This is a genomic window from Ruegeria sp. BF6 (genome assembly GCF_056538665.1).
Genome location: NZ_JBQFTN010000013.1, coordinates 15,090 through 37,717, shown reverse-complemented (window position 1 = coordinate 37,717; position 22,628 = coordinate 15,090). Strand labels below are relative to the sequence as shown.

Annotated in this window: 20 protein-coding genes; 18 read left to right on the top strand and 2 right to left on the bottom strand. The window is 59.6% G+C overall.

Translation table 11 applies throughout. The features are described from left to right. Nucleotides 1-14 precede the first annotated feature (14 nt). The 18 genes from phnC to ACR0IM_RS19650 all read left to right on the top strand — a co-directional run bounded on the left by phnC (nucleotide 15) and on the right by ACR0IM_RS19650 (nucleotide 21,549). Entirely contained in the window at nucleotides 15-809 is a 795-nt protein-coding gene (gene phnC, locus ACR0IM_RS19735) for a phosphonate ABC transporter ATP-binding protein (RefSeq protein ID WP_480682957.1), read from the top strand. Further along, complete coding sequence (gene phnE, locus ACR0IM_RS19730; protein WP_480642012.1) at nucleotides 806-1,621, top strand: phosphonate ABC transporter, permease protein PhnE; 816 nt, start codon at nucleotides 806-808, stop codon at nucleotides 1,619-1,621. The genes phnC and phnE (ACR0IM_RS19730) overlap by 4 nt, the downstream gene beginning before the upstream one ends. Then, nucleotides 1,621-2,436, top strand: a complete 816-nt coding sequence (phnE, locus tag ACR0IM_RS19725; protein ID WP_480642013.1) for a phosphonate ABC transporter, permease protein PhnE — start codon at nucleotides 1,621-1,623, stop codon at nucleotides 2,434-2,436. Before phnE (ACR0IM_RS19730) ends, phnE (ACR0IM_RS19725) begins: the two co-directional genes overlap by 1 nt. Further along, nucleotides 2,400-3,338, top strand: a complete 939-nt coding sequence (locus tag ACR0IM_RS19720; RefSeq protein WP_480642014.1) for an HAD-IIA family hydrolase — start codon at nucleotides 2,400-2,402, stop codon at nucleotides 3,336-3,338. The genes phnE (ACR0IM_RS19725) and ACR0IM_RS19720 overlap by 37 nt, the downstream gene beginning before the upstream one ends. Before the next feature lie 340 nt (nucleotides 3,339-3,678). Further along, the gene (locus ACR0IM_RS19715; protein ID WP_480594725.1) at nucleotides 3,679-3,858 is read left to right on the top strand and encodes a hypothetical protein; all 180 of its coding nucleotides are present in this window, start codon (nucleotides 3,679-3,681) and stop codon (nucleotides 3,856-3,858) included. A gap of 195 nt (nucleotides 3,859-4,053) precedes the next feature. Next, nucleotides 4,054-5,106, top strand: a complete 1,053-nt coding sequence (gene nadA, locus ACR0IM_RS19710) for a quinolinate synthase NadA (RefSeq protein ID WP_480594724.1) — start codon at nucleotides 4,054-4,056, stop codon at nucleotides 5,104-5,106. An 8-nt stretch (nucleotides 5,107-5,114) separates the two neighbouring features. Then, complete coding sequence (locus tag ACR0IM_RS19705) at nucleotides 5,115-6,680, top strand: L-aspartate oxidase (RefSeq protein ID WP_480682956.1); 1,566 nt, start codon at nucleotides 5,115-5,117, stop codon at nucleotides 6,678-6,680. Beyond that, nucleotides 6,677-7,525, top strand: coding sequence for a carboxylating nicotinate-nucleotide diphosphorylase (nadC, locus tag ACR0IM_RS19700; protein ID WP_480682955.1), 849 nt, complete (start codon nucleotides 6,677-6,679; stop codon nucleotides 7,523-7,525). The genes ACR0IM_RS19705 and nadC overlap by 4 nt, the downstream gene beginning before the upstream one ends. 177 nt (nucleotides 7,526-7,702) lie before the next feature. After that, the gene (locus tag ACR0IM_RS19695; protein WP_480682954.1) at nucleotides 7,703-8,611 is read left to right on the top strand and encodes an NAD(P)-dependent oxidoreductase; all 909 of its coding nucleotides are present in this window, start codon (nucleotides 7,703-7,705) and stop codon (nucleotides 8,609-8,611) included. An 86-nt stretch (nucleotides 8,612-8,697) separates the two neighbouring features. Further along, complete coding sequence (locus ACR0IM_RS19690) at nucleotides 8,698-10,950, top strand: hybrid sensor histidine kinase/response regulator (protein ID WP_480682953.1); 2,253 nt, start codon at nucleotides 8,698-8,700, stop codon at nucleotides 10,948-10,950. 97 nt (nucleotides 10,951-11,047) lie between these two features. Continuing rightward, complete coding sequence (locus ACR0IM_RS19685) at nucleotides 11,048-12,154, top strand: cytochrome-c peroxidase (RefSeq protein WP_480682952.1); 1,107 nt, start codon at nucleotides 11,048-11,050, stop codon at nucleotides 12,152-12,154. Between the two features lie 11 nt (nucleotides 12,155-12,165). After that, nucleotides 12,166-13,353 carry a cytochrome-c peroxidase gene (locus ACR0IM_RS19680; RefSeq protein WP_480682951.1) on the top strand — a complete coding sequence of 396 codons (1,188 nt, stop codon included), beginning with the start codon at nucleotides 12,166-12,168 and terminating at the stop codon, nucleotides 13,351-13,353. Nucleotides 13,354-13,358: 5 nt separating this feature from the next. Next, complete coding sequence (locus ACR0IM_RS19675) at nucleotides 13,359-13,928, top strand: arsenate reductase (azurin) small subunit (protein ID WP_480594717.1); 570 nt, start codon at nucleotides 13,359-13,361, stop codon at nucleotides 13,926-13,928. Nucleotides 13,929-13,942: 14 nt separating this feature from the next. Next, nucleotides 13,943-16,624 (top strand): arsenate reductase (azurin) large subunit, encoded by a 2,682-nt coding sequence (locus tag ACR0IM_RS19670; protein ID WP_480682950.1) that lies wholly within the window; start codon nucleotides 13,943-13,945, stop codon nucleotides 16,622-16,624. Between the two features lie 171 nt (nucleotides 16,625-16,795). Further along, nucleotides 16,796-18,991, top strand: coding sequence for a HEAT repeat domain-containing protein (locus tag ACR0IM_RS19665; protein ID WP_480682949.1), 2,196 nt, complete (start codon nucleotides 16,796-16,798; stop codon nucleotides 18,989-18,991). 14 nt (nucleotides 18,992-19,005) lie between these two features. Beyond that, entirely contained in the window at nucleotides 19,006-19,491 is a 486-nt protein-coding gene (locus tag ACR0IM_RS19660) for a plastocyanin/azurin family copper-binding protein (RefSeq protein WP_480682948.1), read from the top strand. Then, nucleotides 19,484-20,728: a molybdopterin molybdotransferase MoeA gene (locus ACR0IM_RS19655; RefSeq protein WP_480682947.1), complete on the top strand. Its 1,245-nt coding sequence runs from the start codon at nucleotides 19,484-19,486 to the stop codon at nucleotides 20,726-20,728. Before ACR0IM_RS19660 ends, ACR0IM_RS19655 begins: the two co-directional genes overlap by 8 nt. A gap of 95 nt (nucleotides 20,729-20,823) precedes the next feature. Continuing rightward, entirely contained in the window at nucleotides 20,824-21,549 is a 726-nt protein-coding gene (locus ACR0IM_RS19650) for a response regulator (RefSeq protein ID WP_480642025.1), read from the top strand. On the opposite strand, the gene ACR0IM_RS19645 is transcribed toward ACR0IM_RS19650, so the two are convergent. Then, nucleotides 21,546-22,064: an N-acetyltransferase family protein gene (locus ACR0IM_RS19645; RefSeq protein WP_480594711.1), complete on the bottom strand. Its 519-nt coding sequence runs from the start codon at nucleotides 22,062-22,064 to the stop codon at nucleotides 21,546-21,548. The genes ACR0IM_RS19650 and ACR0IM_RS19645 overlap by 4 nt on opposite strands. After that, on the bottom strand, nucleotides 22,061-22,615 hold the full coding sequence (locus ACR0IM_RS19640; protein WP_480682946.1) for a helix-turn-helix domain-containing protein: 555 nt from the start codon (nucleotides 22,613-22,615) through the stop codon (nucleotides 22,061-22,063). The genes ACR0IM_RS19645 and ACR0IM_RS19640 overlap by 4 nt, the downstream gene beginning before the upstream one ends. Nucleotides 22,616-22,628 lie beyond the last annotated feature (13 nt).

Here is a 22,628-nt window from a genome sequence, read left to right as displayed (position 1 = left end):
TACAGGGACAATTTATGCTGCGTCTTCAGGAGCTAACAAAAACATACAAGACCGGGGATCAGGCGCTGAAAGCGGTTGATTTGGAGGTTCCCAAGGGGCAGGTGCTTGCGTTGATTGGTCCTTCAGGCGCGGGCAAATCGACCATGATCCGGTGCATTAACCGGTTGGTTGAACCCACAAGCGGTGGTGTCCTTTTGGGTGACGTGGACCTGACCAAACTCGGATCGGGCGCTTTACGAAAAGCGCGCCGCGAAATGGGCATGATCTTTCAGGAATATGCCTTGGTCGAACGCCTCACGGTGATGGAAAACGTATTGTCGGGACGGCTGGGATATGTTGGATTCTGGCGCAGTTTCCTGCGGCGATATCCGCAATCGGACGTTGACGAGGCTTTCCGCCTGCTTGATCGGGTGGGGTTGTTGCACATGGCTGACAAACGGGCAGATGAACTGTCGGGTGGTCAACGCCAAAGGGTCGGCATCTGCCGCGCCTTGATTCAAAACCCGAAACTGTTGCTGGTCGATGAGCCGACTGCATCGCTGGACCCAAAGACCAGTCGCCAGATTATGCGCCTGATCACCGAGCTGTGTCAGGAACGCGGACTGGCGGCCATTATCAATATCCATGATGTGGCGCTTGCCCAAATGTTCGTTCCGCGCGTCGTGGGCCTCCGCTTTGGCGAAATCGTTTATGATGGTCTTCCAACAGGCCTTACCCCCGAGAAGCTGACCGAAATCTATGGGGAAGAGGACTGGGAAGCGACCATCGAAAAAGTCGACGAAGATGAAGATGTCGAGGCTGCGGAATGAGCCATCGAGAGTTAGACGACATGCTTGGAAAAGGCTGGCGTAAGCCTGCCTTTGTCAAAAACCCATTGCTCCGTTGGGCATTGATCCTTGGCTTTCTCGCCTACCTGATTGCGGCTTTCATGACCATCGATGTTGACTGGGGCCGGGTCTATGAAGGGCTGGACCGGGGATGGGCATTTGTACTCGCGTTTACCAGCCCGGACTTCATTTCGCGGTGGTCAGATATTTGGAGCGGCCTTCTGGAGAGTATCGTGATGACCGTGGCCGCGTCGGTCGTGGGCATCCTGATTTCAATCCCGATTGGATTGGGCGCAGCACGCAATATCGCCCCACTGCCAATCTACATGATTTGTCGAGGCATTGTTGCGATAAGCCGGGCTTTGCAAGAGATCATCGTCGCCATTTTGCTTGTAGCTATCTTTGGCTTTGGCCCGCTGGCCGGATTTCTGACGCTTTCCTTCGCCACCATCGGGTTTCTGTCCAAACTTCTGGCCGAAGATATCGAAGCCATGGACAAGGTGCAGGCCGAGGCGATCAAAGCCTCAGGCGCACGTTGGCCACAATGGATCAACTATGGCGTTCAGCCACAGGTGATGCCGCGACTTGTGGGGCTTTCCATGTATCGGATTGACATCAATTTCCGAGAAAGCGCAATTCTTGGGCTCGTGGGGGCAGGCGGTATCGGTGCAACATTGAACACTGCGTTTGATCGTTATGAATACGACACAGCAGCTGCCATTCTAATCCTTATCATCGGGATCGTCATGGCACTTGAATACCTTTCGGGAGTTATCCGGGCGAGGGTTCAGTAATGCCGGTGCTTGAACGCGACGATACGCAAATCTGGCGTCGGCGGACGACGGGCCAGAGTCTGGTTCGCTGGTTCGGCTGGCTGTTGGGCGTGGCGATATTTGTTTACTGCTGGCAACTCATATCGGAATCGACGACTTGGTTTTTCGTCTGGGATGCGCCCCGCATCGCCAACGATATCTGGACCCGTGCAACGCCTCCTAAGTGGGACTACATCACCCAACTGGGCCGCCCGATTTGGGATACTCTGAACATCGCTACATTGGGTACGATCATCGCCCTGTGCATGGCAGTGCCGGTTGCCTTTTTGGCGGCCCGCAACACCACGCCATCGGCCTTGTTCATCCGGCCCATTGCCCTGTTGGTCATCGTTTCGACCCGCTCAATCAACTCGTTGATCTGGGCGCTTCTTCTGATCGCGATTATTGGTCCCGGCGTCTTTGCCGGTGTCATAGCAATCGCCATCCGTTCCATCGGGTTTTGCGCAAAGCTTCTTTACGAAGCGATTGAGGAAATTGATCACACGCAGGTCGAAGCAATCACGGCGACCGGAGCTTCACGCTGGCAGGTTATGGCTTACGGAATCGTTCCGCAAATCCTGCCCGCTTTCGCCGGCATTGCCGTCTTCCGTTGGGATATCAACATCCGCGAATCCACGGTGCTCGGGCTGGTTGGAGCGGGAGGTATCGGGTTGCAATTGTCGGCTTCGCTCAACGTTCTGGCCTGGCCGCAAGTCAGCCTGATCCTTATTGTAATTCTTGTTGCGGTCATGATCAGTGAATGGGTTTCGGCGAAAGTACGAGGAGCCATCATTTGACCGGGTTCTCTGCGCAAGAGGCTTTTAATGCCTACGAGGCCGTGCGACATCGCCTTCCGGAAAACAGAACGACTGAAGTGAACTATCGTCACGCCGAGACACTAGAGGACATAGCTCATGAGTTCGACGTGTTCCTTCTCGACGCCTTCGGAGTTCTCAATATTGGTGATACGGCGATCCCAGATACACCAGATCGGGTAAGGTCACTGAAAGCCGCCGGCAAGCGTGTTATGGTTGTGTCAAATGCCGCAGGGTTTCCGCACGCCGCTCTTTTGGAGAAATATACTAGGCTTGGATACGATTTTGCGCCACAGGACGTGATCACCAGCCGGGCCACGTTGCTGTCAGAGCTAAACGGTAAAAGTGGGTTGCATTGGGGATTGATGGCGACCCCCAGCGCCGGTCTTCGCGATTTGGAGGGGTTGAAACTCACTTATCTGGAGGATGATCCGAAGCCCTACGAAACCGTCGACGGGTTTCTGATGATCGGGTCAGCGGTTTGGACTGAAACGCGTCAAGCCATGTTGGAGTCCGCCTTGCGAGAGCGTCCCCGCCCGGTAATGGTCGGCAACCCTGATATTGTTGCTCCTCGCGAGTACGGATTTTCCAAAGAGCCCGGTCTTTTTGCGCACCGGCTGGCAGACCGGACGGGTGTCGCCCCTCAGTTCTTTGGAAAGCCTTTCGGCAACATCTATGATCTTGCTTTCCAACGCCTCGGGCACATCGACAAGTCGCGAGTTCTGATGGTTGGCGACAGCCTGCACACCGACATTCTGGGCGCACGCAATGCCGGCATAATTTCGGCGCTGATCTCAGGATTTGGGTTCTTTGCAGGGCATGATGTTGAAGCAGCGATCAAAAAGGCAGGGATAGTACCGAACTTTGTCGTAACCCGCCCCTGAGGTTGGCGCATTCCTTTTCGATGAATGCTCCGAATACAAAAAGGCAAAGGTCAGTTGTGACCGCAGATTGTGAATTCAGCTGACATTGGATTTCGCACCAGCAGCGCACAGCAGGTTCGACAAGCTGCTGCGCAGCATTAACAACTGATGACCAATGGCAGGAATGAGCCGAGAGCGCGTAGAATTGCATGCTCGTTGGAGCCAATGCTACGCCGATGTCAGAGCAGGTTCTGACTCCGTATAAAATCTCAATCGAAGTGATTGCTGTCGTCAACGACCACAGTTTGCCCAGTAAGCGCCCGTTGATCTGGCTGCAATGACATGCCCAAAGCGGCCCGAGGTGAGGGAAGTCTATGCGGAAAGCAAACTGGCTGTGACAATGTGGAGCCTGACCTTTGCCGAAGCCCATTCGGACGGTCCGGCCCTGTCCGCAGAATTCTTCAACGCGTCGGGCTGCGGGTTTGACAATAACAGAGGTCGATTCTTGCATCCCAATCAGGATGCCTCTGATCCGCAGTGAGTCGGAAAGGTGGTCGCGGTGATCATTACCGCCATTGCCGGGTATTAGAGTGAGGGCTGAAAATTGTGTGGTTCAGCAAGATAATTCTTCCGGCGCCAACATTATCAGAACATTCTTCTGATCTGGGTGGTGGTAAATTCGCCACAAACACCATATGAAAAGCGTCACGAGTCAATCAGGCAGAAAAACAGTCCCGTGTTCGACCTACCCGCGCAGCGCGCGCATCTCTCCGAAAAGTATGACCTGGCCCCGTCGCCCGAGCTTGCTGCAAGCATGAGCGAAATCTACGACCGCATGTCCCGCGTGGTCTCGCCCGTGGATTGGGCGATCTATGCGCCCTATGTGAAGGCTATCAATGATCTGAAGGCCGAGCGCAACGCCGTTATTCTGGGTCATAACTATATGACGCCCGAGATTTACCATGGCATTTCCGACTTCGGTGGCGACAGCCTGCAACTGGCGATCAAGGCGACCGAGGTCGAGGCGGATGTAATCGTGCAATGCGGCGTGCATTTCATGGCCGAGACCTCCAAGATCCTTAGCCCGCAGAAAACCGTGCTGATGCCGGATATGGAGGCCGGGTGCTCGCTGGCGGAATCGATCACCGCTGAAGGCATCGAGGAAATGCGTCGCCGCTACCCCGGTGCGCCCGTTGTGTCCTATGTGAACACCACGGCTGAGGTCAAAGCGGCCTCTGACATCTGCTGTACCTCGTCCAACGCGGCACAGATCGTTGCCGCGCAGGACAGCGACACCGTTATCATGACCCCCGACCAGTATCTGGCCCAGAACGTGGCCCGCGATGTACCACAGAAGAATGTGGTCTGGTGGGAAGGCTCGTGCATCGTGCACGAACAGTATTCGGCCCGCGACCTGCGCGATTTCCGCGAATGGAACCCGGGCACGCGGCTGATCGCTCACCCCGAATGTCCACCGGACGTTGTGGCCGAGGCGGATTTCTCGGGCTCGACCAGCGGCATCATCAAATACGTCACCGATGAAAAACCGGAAAAGGCGCTGCTGATCACTGAATGTTCGATGGCATCCAACATTGCCGATGAACTGCCCGAGGTCGAGTTTGTCGGCCCCTGCAACATGTGCCCCTACATGAAGAAGATCACGCTGGAAAAGGTGCTGTTCGCTTTGGATACCATGACCGGACAGGTCGAGGTTGATGCGGACGTGGCAGACAAGGCGCGCCTTTCGGTTCAGCGCATGATCGACCTCTCGCGACAATTGGGTATTTGATCGACGACATGCAGACCGTTGAGACGCCGCGTGTGGTCATCATCGGGGCCGGGCTGGCGGCGGTTTACACCGCACTGAAGCTGGCCCCGTGTCCGGTTGTGATGATCTCGCCCGAACCGCTGGGCTCAGGCGCAAGCTCGGCCTGGGCGCAGGGCGGTGTCGCGGCGGCGATGGCGCGGACAGACAGCCCCGAAGCCCACGCCGAGGACACCATGCGCGCAGGCGCTGGGTCGGTCCTGCGCGAGGTGGCCGAGTTCGTCACCAAAGCCGCGCCAGAGCATATTCTCGACCTGTCCGACCTCGGAACCGGGTTCGACCGCACCGCCGACGGTGGCTTTGTGCAATCGCGTGAGGCAGCGCATTCGGCGGCGCGGGTGGTGCGGGTCAAGGGCGATCAGGCCGGGTCCGAGATCATGCGCGCGCTGATCGAGGAATTGCGCCAGACGCCTTCGGTTCAGGTGATCGAAGGCGCGCAGGCCGTTGGGCTGGAAAGCGACGGAACGAAGGTCACTGGTGTTTATCTGACCAACGCAGATACGGCCACGGCGCCAACCGTTCTGTTGCGTGGGGCAGCGCATGTCCTGGCCACCGGCGGGTCGTCTGGCCTCTATGCCCAAACCACCAATCCGGCGCGTATCCGGGGGCAAGGGATCGGCATGGCCGCCCGTGCCGGCGCGCGGATCGCTGATGCCGAGTTTGTGCAGTTTCACCCCACCGCGATTGATGTCGGAGAAGACCCGACCCCGTTGGCGACCGAGGCCCTTCGCGGCGAAGGCGCCGTTCTGATCGACCGCGACGGCCATCGGTTCATGCCTGATATCCACCCCGACGCTGAACTGGCCCCGCGCGATACAGTTGCCCGCGCCGTCTACCTGCAGGCGCAGGTGGGAAAACGACCCGCCTTGGACACCCGCGATGCTATCGGGGCGGAAATTGCGTCCCAATTCCCCGCAGTGACTGAAGCCTGTCTGCGCAATGGCGTTGATCCAGCGCGCGACCCGATCCCAGTAACCGCCTCGGCGCACTACCATATGGGCGGGGTCGAGACAGATCTGGCGGGACGCAGTTCCATGACCGGGCTTTGGGTCTGTGGTGAGGCGGCTTCGACCGGATTGCACGGGGCCAATCGCCTGGCTTCCAATGGGTTGCTTGAGGCACTGGTTTTTGCCCGCTCCTGCGCGCGGGACATTGCGGATGTGGTGACCACGCGGGACGCGCCCGAGGTTGATGCCCAATTGATCTCGGGTGATGAAACCGCGTTGGATCAGGATGTGGCCGCCTTGCGTCGCACCATGACCGAACATGTCGGTGTGGTGCGCGACGAACAAGGCCTGCGCCGTGCCTTGACACAAATAGCTATGCTTGAAGACAAACACTCCGAGTCCGCAGTGTTCCTCAACATGACCGCCACCGCCACTTTGATCGCCGCTGCCGCTTTGTTGCGCGAGGAAAGCCGCGGTGCGCACTACCGATCCGATTTCCCTGACCTTATTCCCGGCCCCGGCCAGCGTTCGGCCCTGACACTGACTCAGGCGATGGCCCTGCGGGACCGCATTGCAAAGGACGCAGCATGAATTATCCGGCTTTGCCCGACATGATCCTTGAACCCATGGTCCGGTCCGCGCTGATGGAAGATCTGGGGGCCAATGGTGATGTCACTACGTTGACCGTGATCCCGGCAGATGCCACCTATAACGCCCGGCTGAACGCGCGTGAGGATGCGGTGGTTTCCGGCATGCAAGTGGCCGCGCTGGCGTTCCGTCTGGTCGATCCGTTGCTGCAGGTCACGACCCATCTTGCCGACGGTCAGCGGTGCGTCAAAGGTGATACGCTGATGGAGATCAAAGGCAGTGCCGCGTCGATCCTGTCGGGCGAGAGAGTGGCGTTGAACTTTGCCGGGCGCATGACCGGTGTGGCGACGGCGACGGCTGCACTGGTAGGTGAAACCAGAGGCACCAAAACGCGCATTACCTGTACCCGCAAGACGACGCCCGGCCTGCGCATTTTCGAGAAACAGGCCGTCCAGCATGGCGGCGGTTTCAACCATCGATTCTCGCTGTCAGATGCGATCCTGATCAAGGACAACCACATCGCAGCCGCCGGTGGCGTGCGGGCGGTGCTTGAGGCCACCAAGGCCCGCGCCTCGCATATGATGAAGGTCGAGATCGAGGTGGACACGCTGGACCAGCTGGCCGAAGTGCTTGAGATCGGCGGTGCCGATGTGGTGTTGCTGGACAACATGCCGCCTGAGATGCTGAGAGATGCTGTTGCGCTGGTGGACGGCCGGATCGTGACTGAAGCTTCGGGCAATATCAGCCGTGACACGGTGGCCGCCGTCGCGGCGACCGGTGTGGACTATATCTCGTCCGGCGCGCTGACCCATTCCTATCGCACCATTGATATCGGTCTTGATTTTTAGCTCAGTGCCGGTGCTTCCGGGGCGGGATCTTAACCCTGCTGCGCTCTGCCCAGAAGTCACGAAACATTGATCCCGTTGCCCTTGGCAAGTGGTTGTCACCACCACAAGTGGGGCGACGGGGTTCGGTATTGAGAATATCGGTGAAAATGCAGCCATGACATAGGAAAGGGACACATTATGGAAATACCCGTTATCGGTTTCATCGGCGTCGGCCTGATGGGGCATGGCATGGCGAAAAATATCCTTGAACATGGTTATCCTCTTGTCGTCATGGGGCACCGAAATCGCCAACCGGTTGACGATTTGGTGCAACGTGGTGCGACCGAGGTCACCTCGCCAAAACAGATGGCCGAACAATGTGACATCATCCATCTGTGTGTATCCGGCAGCCCTCAGGTTGAACAACTGGTCCGGTCAGATGACGGGATTCTCGCGTCGGCTAAGGCCGGGTTGATCGTGGTGGATTGCTCGACCTCCGACCCGGTCTCAACATTGCGGCTGGCTGCAGATCTTCGGGCCGCTGGCATGGATCTGGCTGATGCGCCTCTTGGCCGCACTCCAAAAGAGGCCGAGGCTGGCACTCTGGACGCCATGGTCGGCGCCGCGCCGGAGACCTTCGAGCGCATCAAGCCTATTCTCGACTGCTGGGCCGGTCTGGTCGTACACATGGGCGACGTTGGGTTGGGTCACAAAATGAAGCTGATCAACAACTTCATCTCGCTGGGATACGCCACGCTATATTCCGAGGCGCTGGCTGTCGCCCGCAAGTCCGGGCTAAGTGCGGAGCAGGTGGATTCTGTGATCCGCCCCGGCCGGTTGTCGAACGGGTTCTATGAAACCTTCATGAAGTGGACGCTGGAACGAGATGCAAACGCTCACAGGTTCACTATCACCAATGCGCATAAGGACATGCGGTATCTGGCGAACCTTGCCAACGATGTGGGTGCCGTGACCCCTGTGCAGGCCGTGCTGCGAAATGCATTTGCGGCAATGGAGGCCTCGGGGCGCGGGGATAGCTACCTTCCGATGCTGGCCGATTTCACGGCTGATGTGAACGGATTGGCTGAAACAGAGGGGCCGAACTAAACCCCTGCGGCACCAATACAAGTGGTGCGGCTGCACAATTCATGACACACCCTAAGCCTGAAGGCTTTTCAGGTCAGGGTGCAGGCATGAAAGACGTCCCCCAAGTGGTCGAGGGTTATCCAAGGCGGTCGCTTGCCGTAGCCTTTGCAATCGGCATCGCGCTTGCGATCATCCTGTCTGTGTTCCTTTACATGTCGCGCGAAACAGGAAACCGCATTGGCGATATGCGGCAGGCCTGGCACAGCTATTCGGTGGAAACCACGCCGCGCGGTTACTGGATTTCCGACATCCGTGCGGATTTCGGCTATGGCGGTCTGATTCACAACTTCAAGAACTACGTGTTGCGGCAGGACCCGAGTTATGGCCCGGTTCTGCGTCAGCAATCGACCCGCCTGTTGGGCACGATTCAGGCCTATCGCAATTCGGGCCCGTCGCAGGTGGAACTGGACGCCTTGCGGCAGATCGAAGACGTTGCCCTGGAATATACCGGCAATATACCCCTGATCGAGGAGGGTATCGCCGCAGGCCAGACCGCTGAACAGATCGACACCCGTGTCCGGGTCGATGACAGTGGCGCGCTGGCGGCTTTGGCGGCGCTTGAAAACCTGTGGGTCGAAGAGCGGGATCGCAGCCTCTCGGGCATGGTGCGGGCGTTTTCGGATGGCGAGCGGCTGGTGCGCAACTTCTCGGTTCTGCTGGTCGGGCTGATCGTTCTTGTCGGGGTGGTCGCCATTCTGACCACCTTGCTGATCGCCAACATCCTGCGTACCAACAGACGTCTGAAGGCCGAGCTGACATTGCGCGAGCAGGTTGAACTGGCCGAACGCAAACTGGCCCGCGCGGTGGAGCAAAGCCCGACTTCGATCCTGATCACCGATACCGATCTGAATATCGAATACGCCAATCGCAAGTTCTTTGATCTCAGCGGGTACACGGCAGACGAGGTCTATGGCCACACGCCCAAGATGCTGCAATCGGGCTATTCCGGGCAGGGGGTCTACAAGGACTTGATGGGGCGTCTGAAACAGGGCCAAAGCTGGTATGGCGTGTTCCGGAACCTGCGCAAGGATGGCACGCATTACTGGGTTTCCACGGCCATTTTCCCGCTGGTGGATCAGAACGGCTCGGTCACGCATTACATCGGTATCGGAGAAGACATTACCGAAACCCGTCGCACCCGCGAACAATTCGCCCAGGTGCAGAAGATGGAGGCCGTCAGCATTCTGGCCGGCTCGGTCGCGCATGATTTCAACAACGTGCTGATGAGCGTGATCGGCAACGCCGATCTGATCGAACTGGATGCCGACGGGAACGAGGATGTCCAAACCTCGGTCAGCCACATCCGGATTGCGGCGCGACGGGCGCAGGCGCTGGTGCGCAAGATGCTGACCTTTGCTCGCCAGCGCCCACGCAACCCGCAGCGCGGTGATCTGGTGAAAGCCACGCAAGAGGCGCTGGAGCTGATCAAGGTTTCTGCCCCGCCCAGCATTGAGACCCGCTTTGACATTGAGATCGACGCGGCCTTTTCCGATTTCGACACCACCCTGTTTTTCCAGACCCTGCTGAACCTGTGCCACAACGCGTTCGAGGCGATGGGCGATCAGCACGGCGAGGTGGTGCTGAAGATCAGCCGGGTGGATGACAATGCGCTCGATGACTTGCCAGACGAGGCGATCGGTGTGATCCGTCTGGATGTCACAGACACCGGGCCTGGAATGAGCGACGAGGTACAGCAAAAGGTGTTCGAGCCGTTCTTCTCGACCAAACCGGTGGGCAAGGGCACCGGCCTGGGGCTGACCATCGTGCATAACAGTGTCGAGGAATCCCATGGCCGGGTTGAGCTACACTCGGAACCCGGCAAGGGCACCCGGTTCAGCCTGTTCTACCCGATGATGCCCGCACTCAGCCGCGAACAGCAGGCCGAGCTTCGCGCGGTGGCCGGGGATGAACATGTTCTGTTGGTCGATGACGATGAAAACGTCCTGTATGTCACGCGCCGATTGCTGACCCGTTATGGCTATCGAGTCGAGGCATATTCTGATCCGCAGCGGGCGTTGGAGGCATTCCGCGCGGCACCGGACAGCTATGATGTCATCGTCACTGACCTGATGATGTCGGGTCTGAAGGGTACTGACCTGATCAGCGCGACCCGATCCCTGCGTCCCGGAGTGCCGACGATCCTGGTCAGCAGCTATTTCGACGACGCTGATACTCCGGATGCGAACGACTCCACGATCCGTGTTCAGAAACCCGTTGAGGTTCAGGACCTTGCACGGATCATCCGTGCGTCGGCTCTGGGCGTTTCGTTACAAAATTTAACATCATTTCACAGACCTTAACCTGTATCAAATCACTACGAAACAACTGCCCCTTATGGTTCGTGTAGCTGGTCCGCGGCCAACCGTGAGATCGGAATAGCGAAAAAGGGGCTTTCAGATGATGACCAAAGCCAGAACATGGTTCTCGGCGCTATCGACAGTTTCGCTGCTGACGATGGGCGTTGCAGTCCCGGTTCACCAGGCCCAGGCGAATGAGCCGGGCCCGGTAGAAGCCATAGAGTTCGACCCAGCCAAGGCGGCCCTTGGCAAACGATTGTTTTTTGATCCAAGACTATCTGGCGATACCGAGCTGTCCTGCGCCAGCTGTCACCAGCCGGATTACGGTTTCACCGACGGGCAGGCCCTGTCGGACGCTTACGCGGGCAGCCTGCATTTCCGCAATGTGCCAACGCTGATCAACAGCGCCAAACGCGCGGCGTGGTTCCATGACGGGCGCATCGGTACCAACCTCAACGACGTGACCCGCGAAAGCATCACCGAAACCTATTCGATGAACATGGACATGCGCCTGATGCAGGAACGCATCAAGCAGGACCCGGTCTATGTCGAGATGTTCGAAGCCGCCGGATTTGGCGAGCCTTCGAACGGTGGTGTCCGCAACGCGATTCCGGAATACCTGAAAACATTGATCTCGCGCGGCGCGCCGTTCGACACCGGTGAGATGTCCGAAGAGGCCAAAGCGGGCTATGAGCTGTTCAATGCCAGTGGCTGTAACTCCTGCCACTCGGGCGAGCGGTTCACGGACGACCAGCCGCACAATATCGGTGTTGGCGACAATCCCGATATCTGGGCAACTCCGGAACGGCACATCACCTTTGTGACCATGATGAAATTTCTTGGCGTTGCGAACTACATAAACCTGCGCGCCGATCCCGGAGCGTATATCCGCACCCACACCGCCGACACTTTCGGCACCTTCATGACCCCCACGCTGCGTGAGCTGACCTATACCGCGCCGTATATGCACAACGGTACGCTGGCGACGCTTGAGGACGTCGTGGCCTTCTATAACGCTGGTGGTGGTGACGATGAAAACAAGGATCCGCGTATCAAACCGCTGAAGCTGAACGAGACCGAGCAAGCTCAGCTGGTGGCCTTCCTCAAAGCGCTTTCCGGCAATCCGCTGACTGGCCCGGACTTCGTCGCCGAGGGTATCGATACGGACTATGCGCCGATCGAGAACTGGCAAGACGCGACAAACTGAGGAGTGGACCCATGAAAGACCTTTTGTCTTACTTCAAAGGCACTATCGCCACCGCTGCCCTGTTTGCCGTCCTTGGTTCGCAGGCCATTGCGGAAACCAGTATGGAGATTGAGGCCGGTATCGGCGGGGCAGACCCTGACCCGGATGCGCCTCTGGTGGCGCTGGGCGAGCCGCCCGTCCCACTGGACAACCCGCAGACCGACGCCAAGATCGAACTTGGCAAAATGCTCTTCTTCGATCCGCGTCTGGGGGGCAACCCGTCGACGCCCTGCTCGGCCTGTCACAATCCCTATATCGGGTGGGATGTCGAGGCGCCGATTTCATTTGGCTATCCGGGCACGACCCACTGGCGCAATAGTCAGACCATCGTGAATTCGGCCTATTACGGCAAGCTGTTCTGGGCGGGCTCAAGCAAAAGCCTTGAAAGCCAGGCCAAATCCGCCGCAGGCGGCGCGGTCGCAGGGAACGGCGAGGCTGACATGATGGAGGCCCGTCTGGCCTTCGTCCCCGAATATGTCGAACGCTTCAACGATGTCTTCGGCGATCAGTGGCCGCGCGTCGGTAACGCATGGCGGGCCATCGCTGCGTTTGAACGCACCATCGTTCAGACCGACACGCCCTTCGACAACTATCTGCGCGGAGATGATGCGGCGCTAACCGAAGAACAAAAACGCGGGCTGGAGCTGTTCACTGGCAAGGCGCAATGTTCCGAATGCCACAACGGCGCGCTGCTGTCGGATGAGAAATACTACAACACCGGCGTTCCGCCATATAGCGGCTGGGAAGATGATGGTCTGGCGCAGATTACTTTCCGGTACGAGCTTTATGCCAAAGGCTCGACCGAAGAGATGTATCGCCACACCAAGGACGACCCTGGCTTCTATTTCCGCACCAAGGAAAAGGCCGACAAGGGCAAGTTCCGCACACCGTCCCTGCGTTACACTCTCTATACCGAACCCTACATGCATAACGGCATGTTGGCGACGCTCGAGGATGTGGTTGAATTCTACAACCAGGGCGGCGGCGAGAATGAGTTCTCGGATAACAAATCCCCGCTGATCCAACCCCTTGGTCTGAATGACCAGGAGAAATCGGATCTGGTGGCCTTCCTGAAATCCCTGTCCGGCGAGGAGATCCTGATCGAGGAACCCGACCTGCCGGATTACCAGCCGCTTCCAGCGGCTGCCACAGAGGAGTAAGCGTCATGACAGATCATAACGCAACCGGATGCAGCTGTTCGGGTGAGGCCAAAAAGGCCTGCACCGTGAACCGCCGCCAGTTCCTGTTCGCCTCGGGTGCCACGACCTTTGCCGTGATGGTGGCCATGCCCACCCGCCACGGTCAGGCCGAACAGGTTCCCGCCTTGGTCTCCACCTATCCGCGCAAGCTGATCGGCAAGCTCTCTGAGTTAGAGCAGGATGTCCCGGTCGAGTTCTATTATCCGGATGAGGGCGACTATTCGGACTCGATCCTGGTCAAGACCGGCGTGGAAAGCGGCGGCGGCATCGGTCCGCAGCGGGACGTTGTGGCCTTCAACCTCACCTGCACCCACCAGGGCGGGTCGATGTTTGACAGTTACAAGCCGGATCACAAGGTGCTGGGCCCATGCCCGCTGCACCTGTCCACCTATGACGTGACACGGCACGGCATCCTCGTTTCGGGGCAGGCCTACCAGTCGCTGCCGCAGGTCCTTTTGGAACTGGATGGCGATGACATCTACGCCGTTGGCATGTTCGGCCTGATCTACGGCCGTTACGACAACCTGATTGCATAAGGGGAGACGGTATCATGGCAACCCCGTACTACGTACCCGAAACCAACGTCCCGCTGCCGCCCAAGGGCGCCGAGGTCATCTCGACCGCCTGCGACTATTGCATCGTGGCCTGCGGTTACAAAGTCTATCGCTGGCCTGTGACAGCCAAGTCGGGCGGTCCCGGCGCGGATGAAAACGCATTTGGCGAGGATTTCCCCGTTGCCCCCTTGGGTGCATGGGTGGCTCCGAACCAGCACAATATCGTGCTGCACAAGGGCCAGCCGCATCACGTGGTGATCATCCCGGACAAGGACAACCAGACCGTCAATACCGACGGCGACAGCTCTTTGCGGGGCGGGTGTATTGCACAGAAATGCTATAACCCGCAGACGCCGACACGCGACCGCCTGAAGACGCCGCTGATGCGGATCTATGGCACGCTGATGCCGGTCCCGTGGGATCTGGCGCTGGATGTGGCGGCCGAGGTGGGCAACCACGTCATCGCCAAACACGGCACCAATGCCTATGGTGTGAAAACCTTCAGCTACCAGTATATCGAGAACACCTATGCGATCTCGAAATACGCGCTGCGCCATATCAACACTGCGAACTTCACCTTCCACGACACGCCGTCCGACGTGACATCGACACCCGGTTTCCGGGATGCGGGTTTCGATAACTTCGGACCGTCCTATGAAGACTGGCGCGACGCGGAAACCTTGCTGGTCTGCGGCACCGACCCGTATGAGACCAAGACCATCCTCTATACCCAGTGGATGATGAAGGGCATGCAGAACGGTCAGAAAGAGATCTATCTGATCCCGCGACGGTCCGCCGGTGTGGCCCATGCGGAAAAGATGGGCGGTCTGCATATCGACGTACTGCCCGGTACCGACCTGCTGGTCGTCAACGCCATTGCCCGCGTCATCGTGGAAAACGGCTGGGAAGACAGCGACTGGATTCAGAAATGGGTCAACAACAAGTGGGAAAGCTCGTCCGGCTTCGGTCAGGGCACCCGGAACACGCCCTGGCAGTGGCGCACGACCTGGGGCAAGTTCCAGACCAAAGGCTTCGAGGACTGGAAAGAGTGGCTGCTGTCGCAGGACGAATTCGCGCCTGAAACCGCCGCGGCCATGGCCGAGATCGATGTGCAAAAGATCTATACGGCTGCCGAATGGCTTGCCAAACCCAAGGAGGACGGCTCGCGCCCGAAAACCTCGATCATGATCGAGAAAGGGTTCTACTGGTCGAACAACACCGGCAACACACAGGCGATCTCCGCGCTGGGCATCATCTGTGGCTGTGGCGGTCGTCCAGGTCAGGTCATCGGCCGGGCCGGTGGTCACCAGCGGGGCGGCGTGAAGGGCGGGAAGTACCCGCGCAACAAATCGCCCGAGAAACTGCCGGGTCGCCGCCGCCGCGCCATGGATACCGACCGATATCTGATCGCAGGTCATACCCGCATGGCCCACGTGATTGGCACCACATGGATCCAGTCCATGTGCGGATCGCAGCAACTGGCCGACAAGTTCGAGGAGCTCACCGTCCGCAACCCGCATCAGATCGCCTCTTTCGACAAGCAAGAGATGATCGATACGCTGAAGGCGCGCGCCGACAGTGGCGGCATGGTGGTGATCAATCAAGACATCTATCTGCAGGACCCGATCGGCAACCGATACGCCGACATCGTATTCCCGGCAGCAACCTGGGGCGAAGAGGACTTCCTGCGCGCCAATGGCGAACGCCGCCTGCGCCTGTATCAAAAGTTCTATGATGCCCCCGGTGCGGCCAAGCCCGACTGGTGGATCATTGCGCAACTGGCACGGCGCATGGGCTTTGACGGGTTCGACTGGCAGAACTCGAACGAGGTCGCGGAGGAGGCCGTGCGCTTCACCCGTGGCTCGCGCAAGGACTTCCATGCGGTCTACCGTCTGGCTAAGAAGGAAGGAAAAGGCCTGCACCAGAAGGTCCGTGAGTTTGGCACCGATGGTGTGCAGTGCCCGGTCATGCTGGATGCCGACGGGGTCACGTTGATTGAAACCAAGCGTCTGCACGACACAACCCGTACGCTGCCCGATACCGGCGCCGCAGGTAAGGATGTGTTCAACAAGAAACTGACGCATTTCAACAGCCAGACCGGCAAGTGCAACATCCAGAAATCGCCCTGGGGCCTGTTCTCGGACTATTGGGAATGGCTGAAACCAAACAAGGCCGAAGGCGAGCTTTGGGCCACATCCGGCCGGATCAACGAACGCTGGCAGTCCGGATTCGATGACCGCCGCCGCCCGTATATCGTGCAGCGCTGGCCGGAAAACTGGGTCGAGATTCACCCTGACGATGCGGCCGAACGCGGTATCGAAAGCGGCGACTATGTGATGGTGTACTCGGAACGCGTTCCGGGCAACAAGCACACGTTGCTGGGTGTGGAAGGCGATGACTTCCAGTTCTCGAAACTGATGGAGAACGGGCATATCGAACTGACCAAAGCGGCGATCACCGCCGTGGCCATGGTCACGCCCGCCATCAAGAAAAGCGTTGTCTACATGGACTTCCTGCACATGCAGCAGCCCGCCAACGCGCTTGAGGGCCGGATCGTCGACTGGATCAGCGGCAACTACAACTACAAGATGGGCGTTGCCAAGCTACGCAAGCTGGGGCCGAGCCCCTACAAGACCTCGTTTCGAACGATGTCCTTTGCACCGCGCGACATCGCCTGATGACAGCTTTCCGGGGGGCGGACGCCATGCCGCCCTCCGGGTTCGGTCCCACTGCAGAAGGGACCTTGGGTCGGGCACCCCCGGCTCATTGGAAGGCAGGTATCGGTTGGGAAACCTGCCTTCCACTTCACCCAACCCGTCCAACCGCAAACATGGCAGCTTGATATGAACATGCATTCCGATACCGCATTGCGCAATGAGGCCACCGGCCTGTTTTCCGAATACGCAAAATCCGAATATGACGTGATCCGCCTGCGCGCCATTCAGGCGCTGACCGCAATCGGCGCAAAGAACAACCCGGCCCTGGTCGAGGCGCTGCTGGACGACGACGAAGACGTCCGGCAAGACGCCGCCCAGGCATTGGGCGCGCTGGGCGTGCAAGACGCCGCGCCGCAACTGCTGGAAAACCTGATCCACGATCCCTGTGGCGAGGTGAAGCTCGCCTGCGTTACCGCCTTGGCCGAGTTAAAGGCCGAAGACGCCGCGCCCTACCTGCGCACTCTGGTCACCGGGCGCGGGGATGAGATCACGTGGGACGAGGACGAACTGCATCAAGACGAATGGGACGACTGGCTCGACACTCAGATCGCCGCGATCAAGGCTTTGGGCCAGATGGGCGACTCGGCGGCGATTGAACCCATCGTTATGGCTCTGATGGACGAAGACGGGCAGGAACTGGGTGATGTGGCCTGTGAAGCGCTGGGCCGGATCGGTGAGGCCTCGGTCCCGACCTTGGGCGTTTTCACGCAATCTTCGAACCGCCGCCTGCGCCATCGCGCCCTAGGGACGCTGGCGACGATTGGTGGCGTCGAAGCCGAAGCCATTCTTCGCAAGGCCGTCACCGACAAGGACGGCGCCGTGCGCCTGATCGCCTATGAGGCACTTATGCCGAACGATCCGGCATTGGTCGAACAGGCGCTTACCGACGCGGTAGAAGAGATTCGCATCGCGGCGCTGAACCTGCCTGGTTTTTCGGAGCCCGAACTGTTGGATCGCATGATGCGCGACCCCGGAGCCAAGGTGCAACTGGCGCTGATTGAACGTCTGGACCGAACCACGCCGATTGCGGATCAGGAGGACCTGCGCTGGCAGGTGCTGGATTTCCTTGCCACCGGCCACCGGCCCGAGGTTTCGGCACAGGCATTGGGCTTGCTGGCGGCACTGGCACCCGAGCTTGTGGCGGATCGCCTGAATGCGCTGTTCTTGGTTGACGTCGACGACCCAAAGGCCGAGCGCACCCAATGGGCCATTGTCGATGCGCTGGCGACCTCGCCATTGCGCGAGGCAGCGGAGTGGTTGCAGCGCGCCTGCCGTTCACCTTTCCGGTCGGTGCGGCTGAAGGCCGTGGCCTCTCTGGCAATGATCGTCACTGATGCGGACCGCCCGCATGTGAACCTGCAGCAAGGTCGCGAATTGCTGCTGTCCATTGCTTTAGCCCCGATTTCGGATTCGGAAGAACAGCTCGTAGAGTCGCCGCGAACCGACATCGCCGCGTTGGAAGGGGTGGGGCTGGACGTGTCCGAGGGGGGCGAAAACGGCCCGACCTCCAGCCTTGGCGCGATCCTTGGCCATGATGCCATTGCCGCCGAGATGACACAGGAGGCCGAGGAGGACGAAGTCCAGCCCCTGAGCCCACGCGAACAGTCATTGTTGGCAAAGGCGACCCGCCACCCCAAACGTCGCCGCGTTGCGCTGGATGACGATGCTGAGGCGCTGGAACGTGAAGCCCGCATGTCCGCCATACGCCTGCTGGGTGAGGTGAAGGGCATGCAGATCATGTTGGCACAGATCGCCGATGACCCCGAGACCGAGGTCGCCCAGCAAGCCTTTGCGGCGTTGGGCGTCGCCGTGGCGCATCACGGCTCGGAACTGGATGAACGCCAGCTTGTCGATCTGATCACCCAGGGCCTGTCGCACACGGATTCTGCCCTTTCGCTGCAAGCCCTGAAACTGCTGCAACAGGCGAAGCTACCGCCGCAAGACGCGTTGCGCGGCAAGCTGCGGGCGATGTTGAAAACCGGGGATACCCCGTTCCGTATCGACGCCATGCACATCCTGACCAGATGGGATGGCACCCCGGACGTCGCGCGCAGCCAGCTCGATGATGAATCGGCCCCGGTGCGTCAGGCGGCAATGCGGCTGCTGTCCGAGATGGCGCCGCATCAGGCGGGAGAGTCCATCGTGCACTTCCTGCTGGCCAACCCCGAGCAGCGAATCGTGACCTATGTCAATGACAGCTCCCCGGCGGTGGTGTCCATTGGGCGCGAATTGCTGACCGGGCTGCGCGACGATGACCGTCGCGCTCAGTGGCCGGTGATGATCAGCGCGCTGGCCGATCTGCTGGGGAATCCCTCGCAAGAGGCCTGAACCCGGAGAGACAAATGAAGATTTCGCTGAAATTGAGTGCAGCGATTATTGCGGGGGCGATGGTCTTTGCCCCCGCCGCACAGGCCGAGGACCTCCCTGAGGTCGCCGTAGTGCACCAGATCATAGACCTCAACGCAGATACTCCGGCCCATGCCTTTCGGTTTGAGCCGAAGCTGCTGCAGGTACCGGCCGGATCGACCGTCCGTTTCAAAGGCTCGACGGGGCGGCATACGGTGACCTCGATCATTCGTATGATCCCTGTGGGTGCGCGCGCGTTCGAGATTCGCGGCAAGCCCGAGATGGACCTGACCTTTGAAAAAGAGGGCGTCTATGGCATCCGTTGCCGTGTGCATGGGCGGCATGGCATGGTGATGTTGCTGATTGTGGGTGACCCCAGCTCGAACCTGGAAGAGGCACGCGCCTACCTGCCGAAATTGGGTGAGGCCGAACGGGCCGGGTTTGAAGAGCTGTTCGAACAATTGGAGGATCAAAATGGCTGATGGATGCGCCTGCGACCGGCACGCTCAAATGTATTTGACGGTGTCCGAAGCTCTGACCCGGGGTCTGGCCGTGTCCGATCCGGTTGCCGGTACCGAGACGCTGCCGCTGATCGACGCCATCGGCCGGGTGCTGGCCGAGGACTGCACCAGCAAAGTGGACATGCCCGCCTTTGATAACTCGGCCATGGATGGCTATGCGGTGCGAACGACGGAACTGGGCGATGGTCCGACGTTTGACTTGCCGGTCGCCGGGCGTGTGGCCGCAGGTGACAGTGGTGCCCATGATGCGCCCGCAGGTGCCGCGCTGCGGATTTTCACCGGCGCTCTGGTGCCAGCGGATTTTGATGCCGTTCTGATGCAGGAAGATTGCGAGACCACCGCTGACGGTATCCGTTTTACGCGCCGTCCTGAGCCTGGTCAGCATATCCGCCGTGCGGGCGAGGACCTGAAAGCCGGTGCACCGATCTTGCGGCGCGGATGTGAGATCACCGCGCGCGAGGCTGCCGCGCTGGCCTCGGCCGGGTATGGCGAGGTCAGAGTATGTCGCAAGCTCAAGGTCACGATCTTCTCGACCGGCAGCGAGTTGCGCCAGCCGGGCGAGGCTTTGGGCCCCGGTCAAATTTACAACTCAAATCGCTACATGCTGCGCGCGCTGCTGGACAAACCGTGGATCGACCTGACCGACAAGGGCCCGGTTGAAGATGATCCCGAGCGGTTGGAGCAGGTGTTGCGCGCGACCTGTGATTCCTCTGATCTGATCGTTACGACGGGCGGCGTATCGGTTGGTGAAGAAGACCACATGCCGCGCCTGTTTGTCGAAATCGGTGGCCAGACCGAAGTGATGAAGGTTGCGATGAAGCCGGGCAAACCAATCATGTTCGGCCGCCGGGGCGATGCGCTCTATGTCGGGCTGCCGGGCAATCCGGTCTCGGCCTACGTGACATGGCAGATTATCGGATCGCATATGATGGCGCGCCGGGCCGGTCTGCACCACGCTCCGCGCACGCCGGAACAGGCGGTTCTGGCCGAGCCGCTGGAACGTCGCGCCGGCCGTCAGGAATATCGCCCCGTCATGATCGAGGGCACGTCACCCGATGGCGCCCCTCGATTGCGCCTGATGGCGCCGTCCTATAGCGGTCGGATCGCGTTGCTGGCGCAAGCGGATGGCCTGGCCGTCATTCCGGCCGAAACCGAGGCATTACCGCAGGGCCACGGGTTGCAGTTCCTGCGATTCTGACACCGTTGGACAGGTCAGCCAGGTTCTTGCAAGAGCCGGGCGGCGGCAGCTACAACTGTTATGTGCCAGCTCTACGCGCCCGCTTGGACTCGATTATGGTTAAAGAACATATCCTTGTCGTCGATGATGACCCGCAGATCACGTCCTTTCTGCAGCGCTACCTTGAAAAGCAGGGTTGCCGGGTCAGCTGTGCCGCAGACGGCAATGCGATGGACGCTGTTCTGGGCACCTCCGAGATCGATCTGATCCTGCTGGATATCGGTCTGCCCGGTCGCAACGGGTTCGACATCACGCGCGAGCTGCGGGTGAGTTCCAACATTCCGATCATCGTTCTTTCGGGCCGGGATGAGATTTTCGATCGGGTCGTCGGGTTGGAGTTCGGGGCCGATGACTACATCACCAAACCTTTTGAGGCGCGCGAGGTTCTGGCTCGCATACGCACCGTTCTGCGTCGGGCCCGACCCGAAGAGAAAGGGGCCAACGGTGCCGAGACGCCTCAGGTCAAATTCGGCGACTGGGTGCTGAACGTGAATGAGCGCACACTGACGGCAACCGGTGCATCCGAAGCCACGCCATTGACGACCACGGAATTCGATGTGCTGCTGGCTTTTGTGACGAACCCGCATATGGTCTTTTCCCGGGACCAACTGCTGGACAAGGCGCGCGGGCGCGAGACCATTGTGGGCGATCGAACCATCGACGTGCATGTGGCACGGTTGCGCAAAAAGATCGAACCCGACCCCACCGCGCCGACATTCATCAAGACTGTGCATGGTATCGGTTATTGCTTTGCCGCTAATGTGCGCAAAAGCTCGGCCTAACTCAGATCCTTGAACATATAAGTCGTTGGCTCCAGCCGGTCTTCGAACGGGTTACGGCAGTAGTTCGGAATCTCTCCGGCGATCTGAAATCCCATGCTTTGATACAGGATGCGCGAGGGGTCAGAGCTGCGCGTATCCAACACCAGTAGAGTCCTGCCCAATTGGGTCGCCCGATCCTGTAGCGCGTCCATCAAAGCGCGCCCAAGCCCTCGGCGCCGGGCCTTTGGGTGGACCAGCAGCTTGGCCACATCGGCGCGATGCGGTTGGTTGGGCATTGCTGCCGGGATCAATTGCACCGTGCCCACAACCCGACCACTGTCGCGGGCCACGAACAGGTCCAGTGCACCGGTTTGAATGTCTTGCTGCACATGGTTCTGCCAATAGGCGCGTGCTTGATCCAATGTGAAGGGCAGGACGAACCCGATGCTGGCGCCGTCCTGTACACAGGCGTGCAGGATATCCGTCAGATCCTGCAGGGCGTCGTCAAAGCCGCTGTTGTCCAGACGCAAAATCATATCAGAACCAGCAGGTATCGCGCGCCCCGAGCGGGCGTTGTTTCAAACCGGGTCGGGCCGGACAGATGATAGCGCAGGCAATCGCCGCCATTCAGATCATGTGCGACCCCGTCCACCGTCAGCGTCAGGGCACCGTCCAGTATGATCAGGTGATGCTCCTGCCCGGGCTTTGGCGGGGTGTCATAGGTGATCACCGTACCGGGCGGCAGATGGCCTTCCAGAACCTCGGCGCTGAGACCGGTGGCAGGTGGAGACACCGACCGGCGGGTGAACCCGGTTTCGGGATCGCGCCATTCCGGTTGCCGTTCAAAGGGCACGCGTGGGTCGAAGCTATCCTCGACCATCATCAGCAGGCGGGACATCGGCAGGCCATATGCGGAACATAACCTCCCGAGCGTTTCCGCGGTGGGGCTGACATCCCCCTTCTCCATCCGCGAGAGGGTGGCGCGGCTGACGCCGCTGCGCTCGGCCAGTTGGTCCAGTGACCATCTATGGCCCCGGCGCAGTTCGTTCAGGCGGTTGGCAAGGCGGTTTGAGAGATCATCCAGCATTGTTCAGATATGA

Excerpts from the sequence above, each read along its gene's own strand:
- ACR0IM_RS19640 (WP_480682946.1), bottom strand. The coding sequence starts at position 22,615 with ATGCTGGATGATCTCTCAAACCGCCTTGCCAACCGCCTGAACGAACTG.
- phnC (WP_480682957.1), top strand. The coding sequence starts at position 15 with ATGCTGCGTCTTCAGGAGCTAACAAAAACATACAAGACCGGGGATCAG.
- ACR0IM_RS19665 (WP_480682949.1), top strand. The coding sequence starts at position 16,796 with ATGCATTCCGATACCGCATTGCGCAATGAGGCCACCGGCCTGTTTTCC.
- ACR0IM_RS19720 (WP_480642014.1), top strand. The coding sequence starts at position 2,400 with ATGGGTTTCGGCGAAAGTACGAGGAGCCATCATTTGACCGGGTTCTCT.
- phnE (WP_480642012.1), top strand. The coding sequence starts at position 806 with ATGAGCCATCGAGAGTTAGACGACATGCTTGGAAAAGGCTGGCGTAAG.
- ACR0IM_RS19685 (WP_480682952.1), top strand. The coding sequence starts at position 11,048 with ATGATGACCAAAGCCAGAACATGGTTCTCGGCGCTATCGACAGTTTCG.
- phnE (WP_480642013.1), top strand. The coding sequence starts at position 1,621 with ATGCCGGTGCTTGAACGCGACGATACGCAAATCTGGCGTCGGCGGACG.
- ACR0IM_RS19695 (WP_480682954.1), top strand. The coding sequence starts at position 7,703 with ATGGAAATACCCGTTATCGGTTTCATCGGCGTCGGCCTGATGGGGCAT.
- ACR0IM_RS19655 (WP_480682947.1), top strand. The coding sequence starts at position 19,484 with ATGGCTGATGGATGCGCCTGCGACCGGCACGCTCAAATGTATTTGACG.
- ACR0IM_RS19705 (WP_480682956.1), top strand. The coding sequence starts at position 5,115 with ATGCAGACCGTTGAGACGCCGCGTGTGGTCATCATCGGGGCCGGGCTG.
- nadC (WP_480682955.1), top strand. The coding sequence starts at position 6,677 with ATGAATTATCCGGCTTTGCCCGACATGATCCTTGAACCCATGGTCCGG.
- ACR0IM_RS19660 (WP_480682948.1), top strand. The coding sequence starts at position 19,006 with ATGAAGATTTCGCTGAAATTGAGTGCAGCGATTATTGCGGGGGCGATG.
- ACR0IM_RS19675 (WP_480594717.1), top strand. The coding sequence starts at position 13,359 with ATGACAGATCATAACGCAACCGGATGCAGCTGTTCGGGTGAGGCCAAA.
- ACR0IM_RS19650 (WP_480642025.1), top strand. The coding sequence starts at position 20,824 with ATGGTTAAAGAACATATCCTTGTCGTCGATGATGACCCGCAGATCACG.
- ACR0IM_RS19645 (WP_480594711.1), bottom strand. The coding sequence starts at position 22,064 with ATGATTTTGCGTCTGGACAACAGCGGCTTTGACGACGCCCTGCAGGAT.
- ACR0IM_RS19680 (WP_480682951.1), top strand. The coding sequence starts at position 12,166 with ATGAAAGACCTTTTGTCTTACTTCAAAGGCACTATCGCCACCGCTGCC.
- ACR0IM_RS19670 (WP_480682950.1), top strand. The coding sequence starts at position 13,943 with ATGGCAACCCCGTACTACGTACCCGAAACCAACGTCCCGCTGCCGCCC.
- ACR0IM_RS19690 (WP_480682953.1), top strand. The coding sequence starts at position 8,698 with ATGAAAGACGTCCCCCAAGTGGTCGAGGGTTATCCAAGGCGGTCGCTT.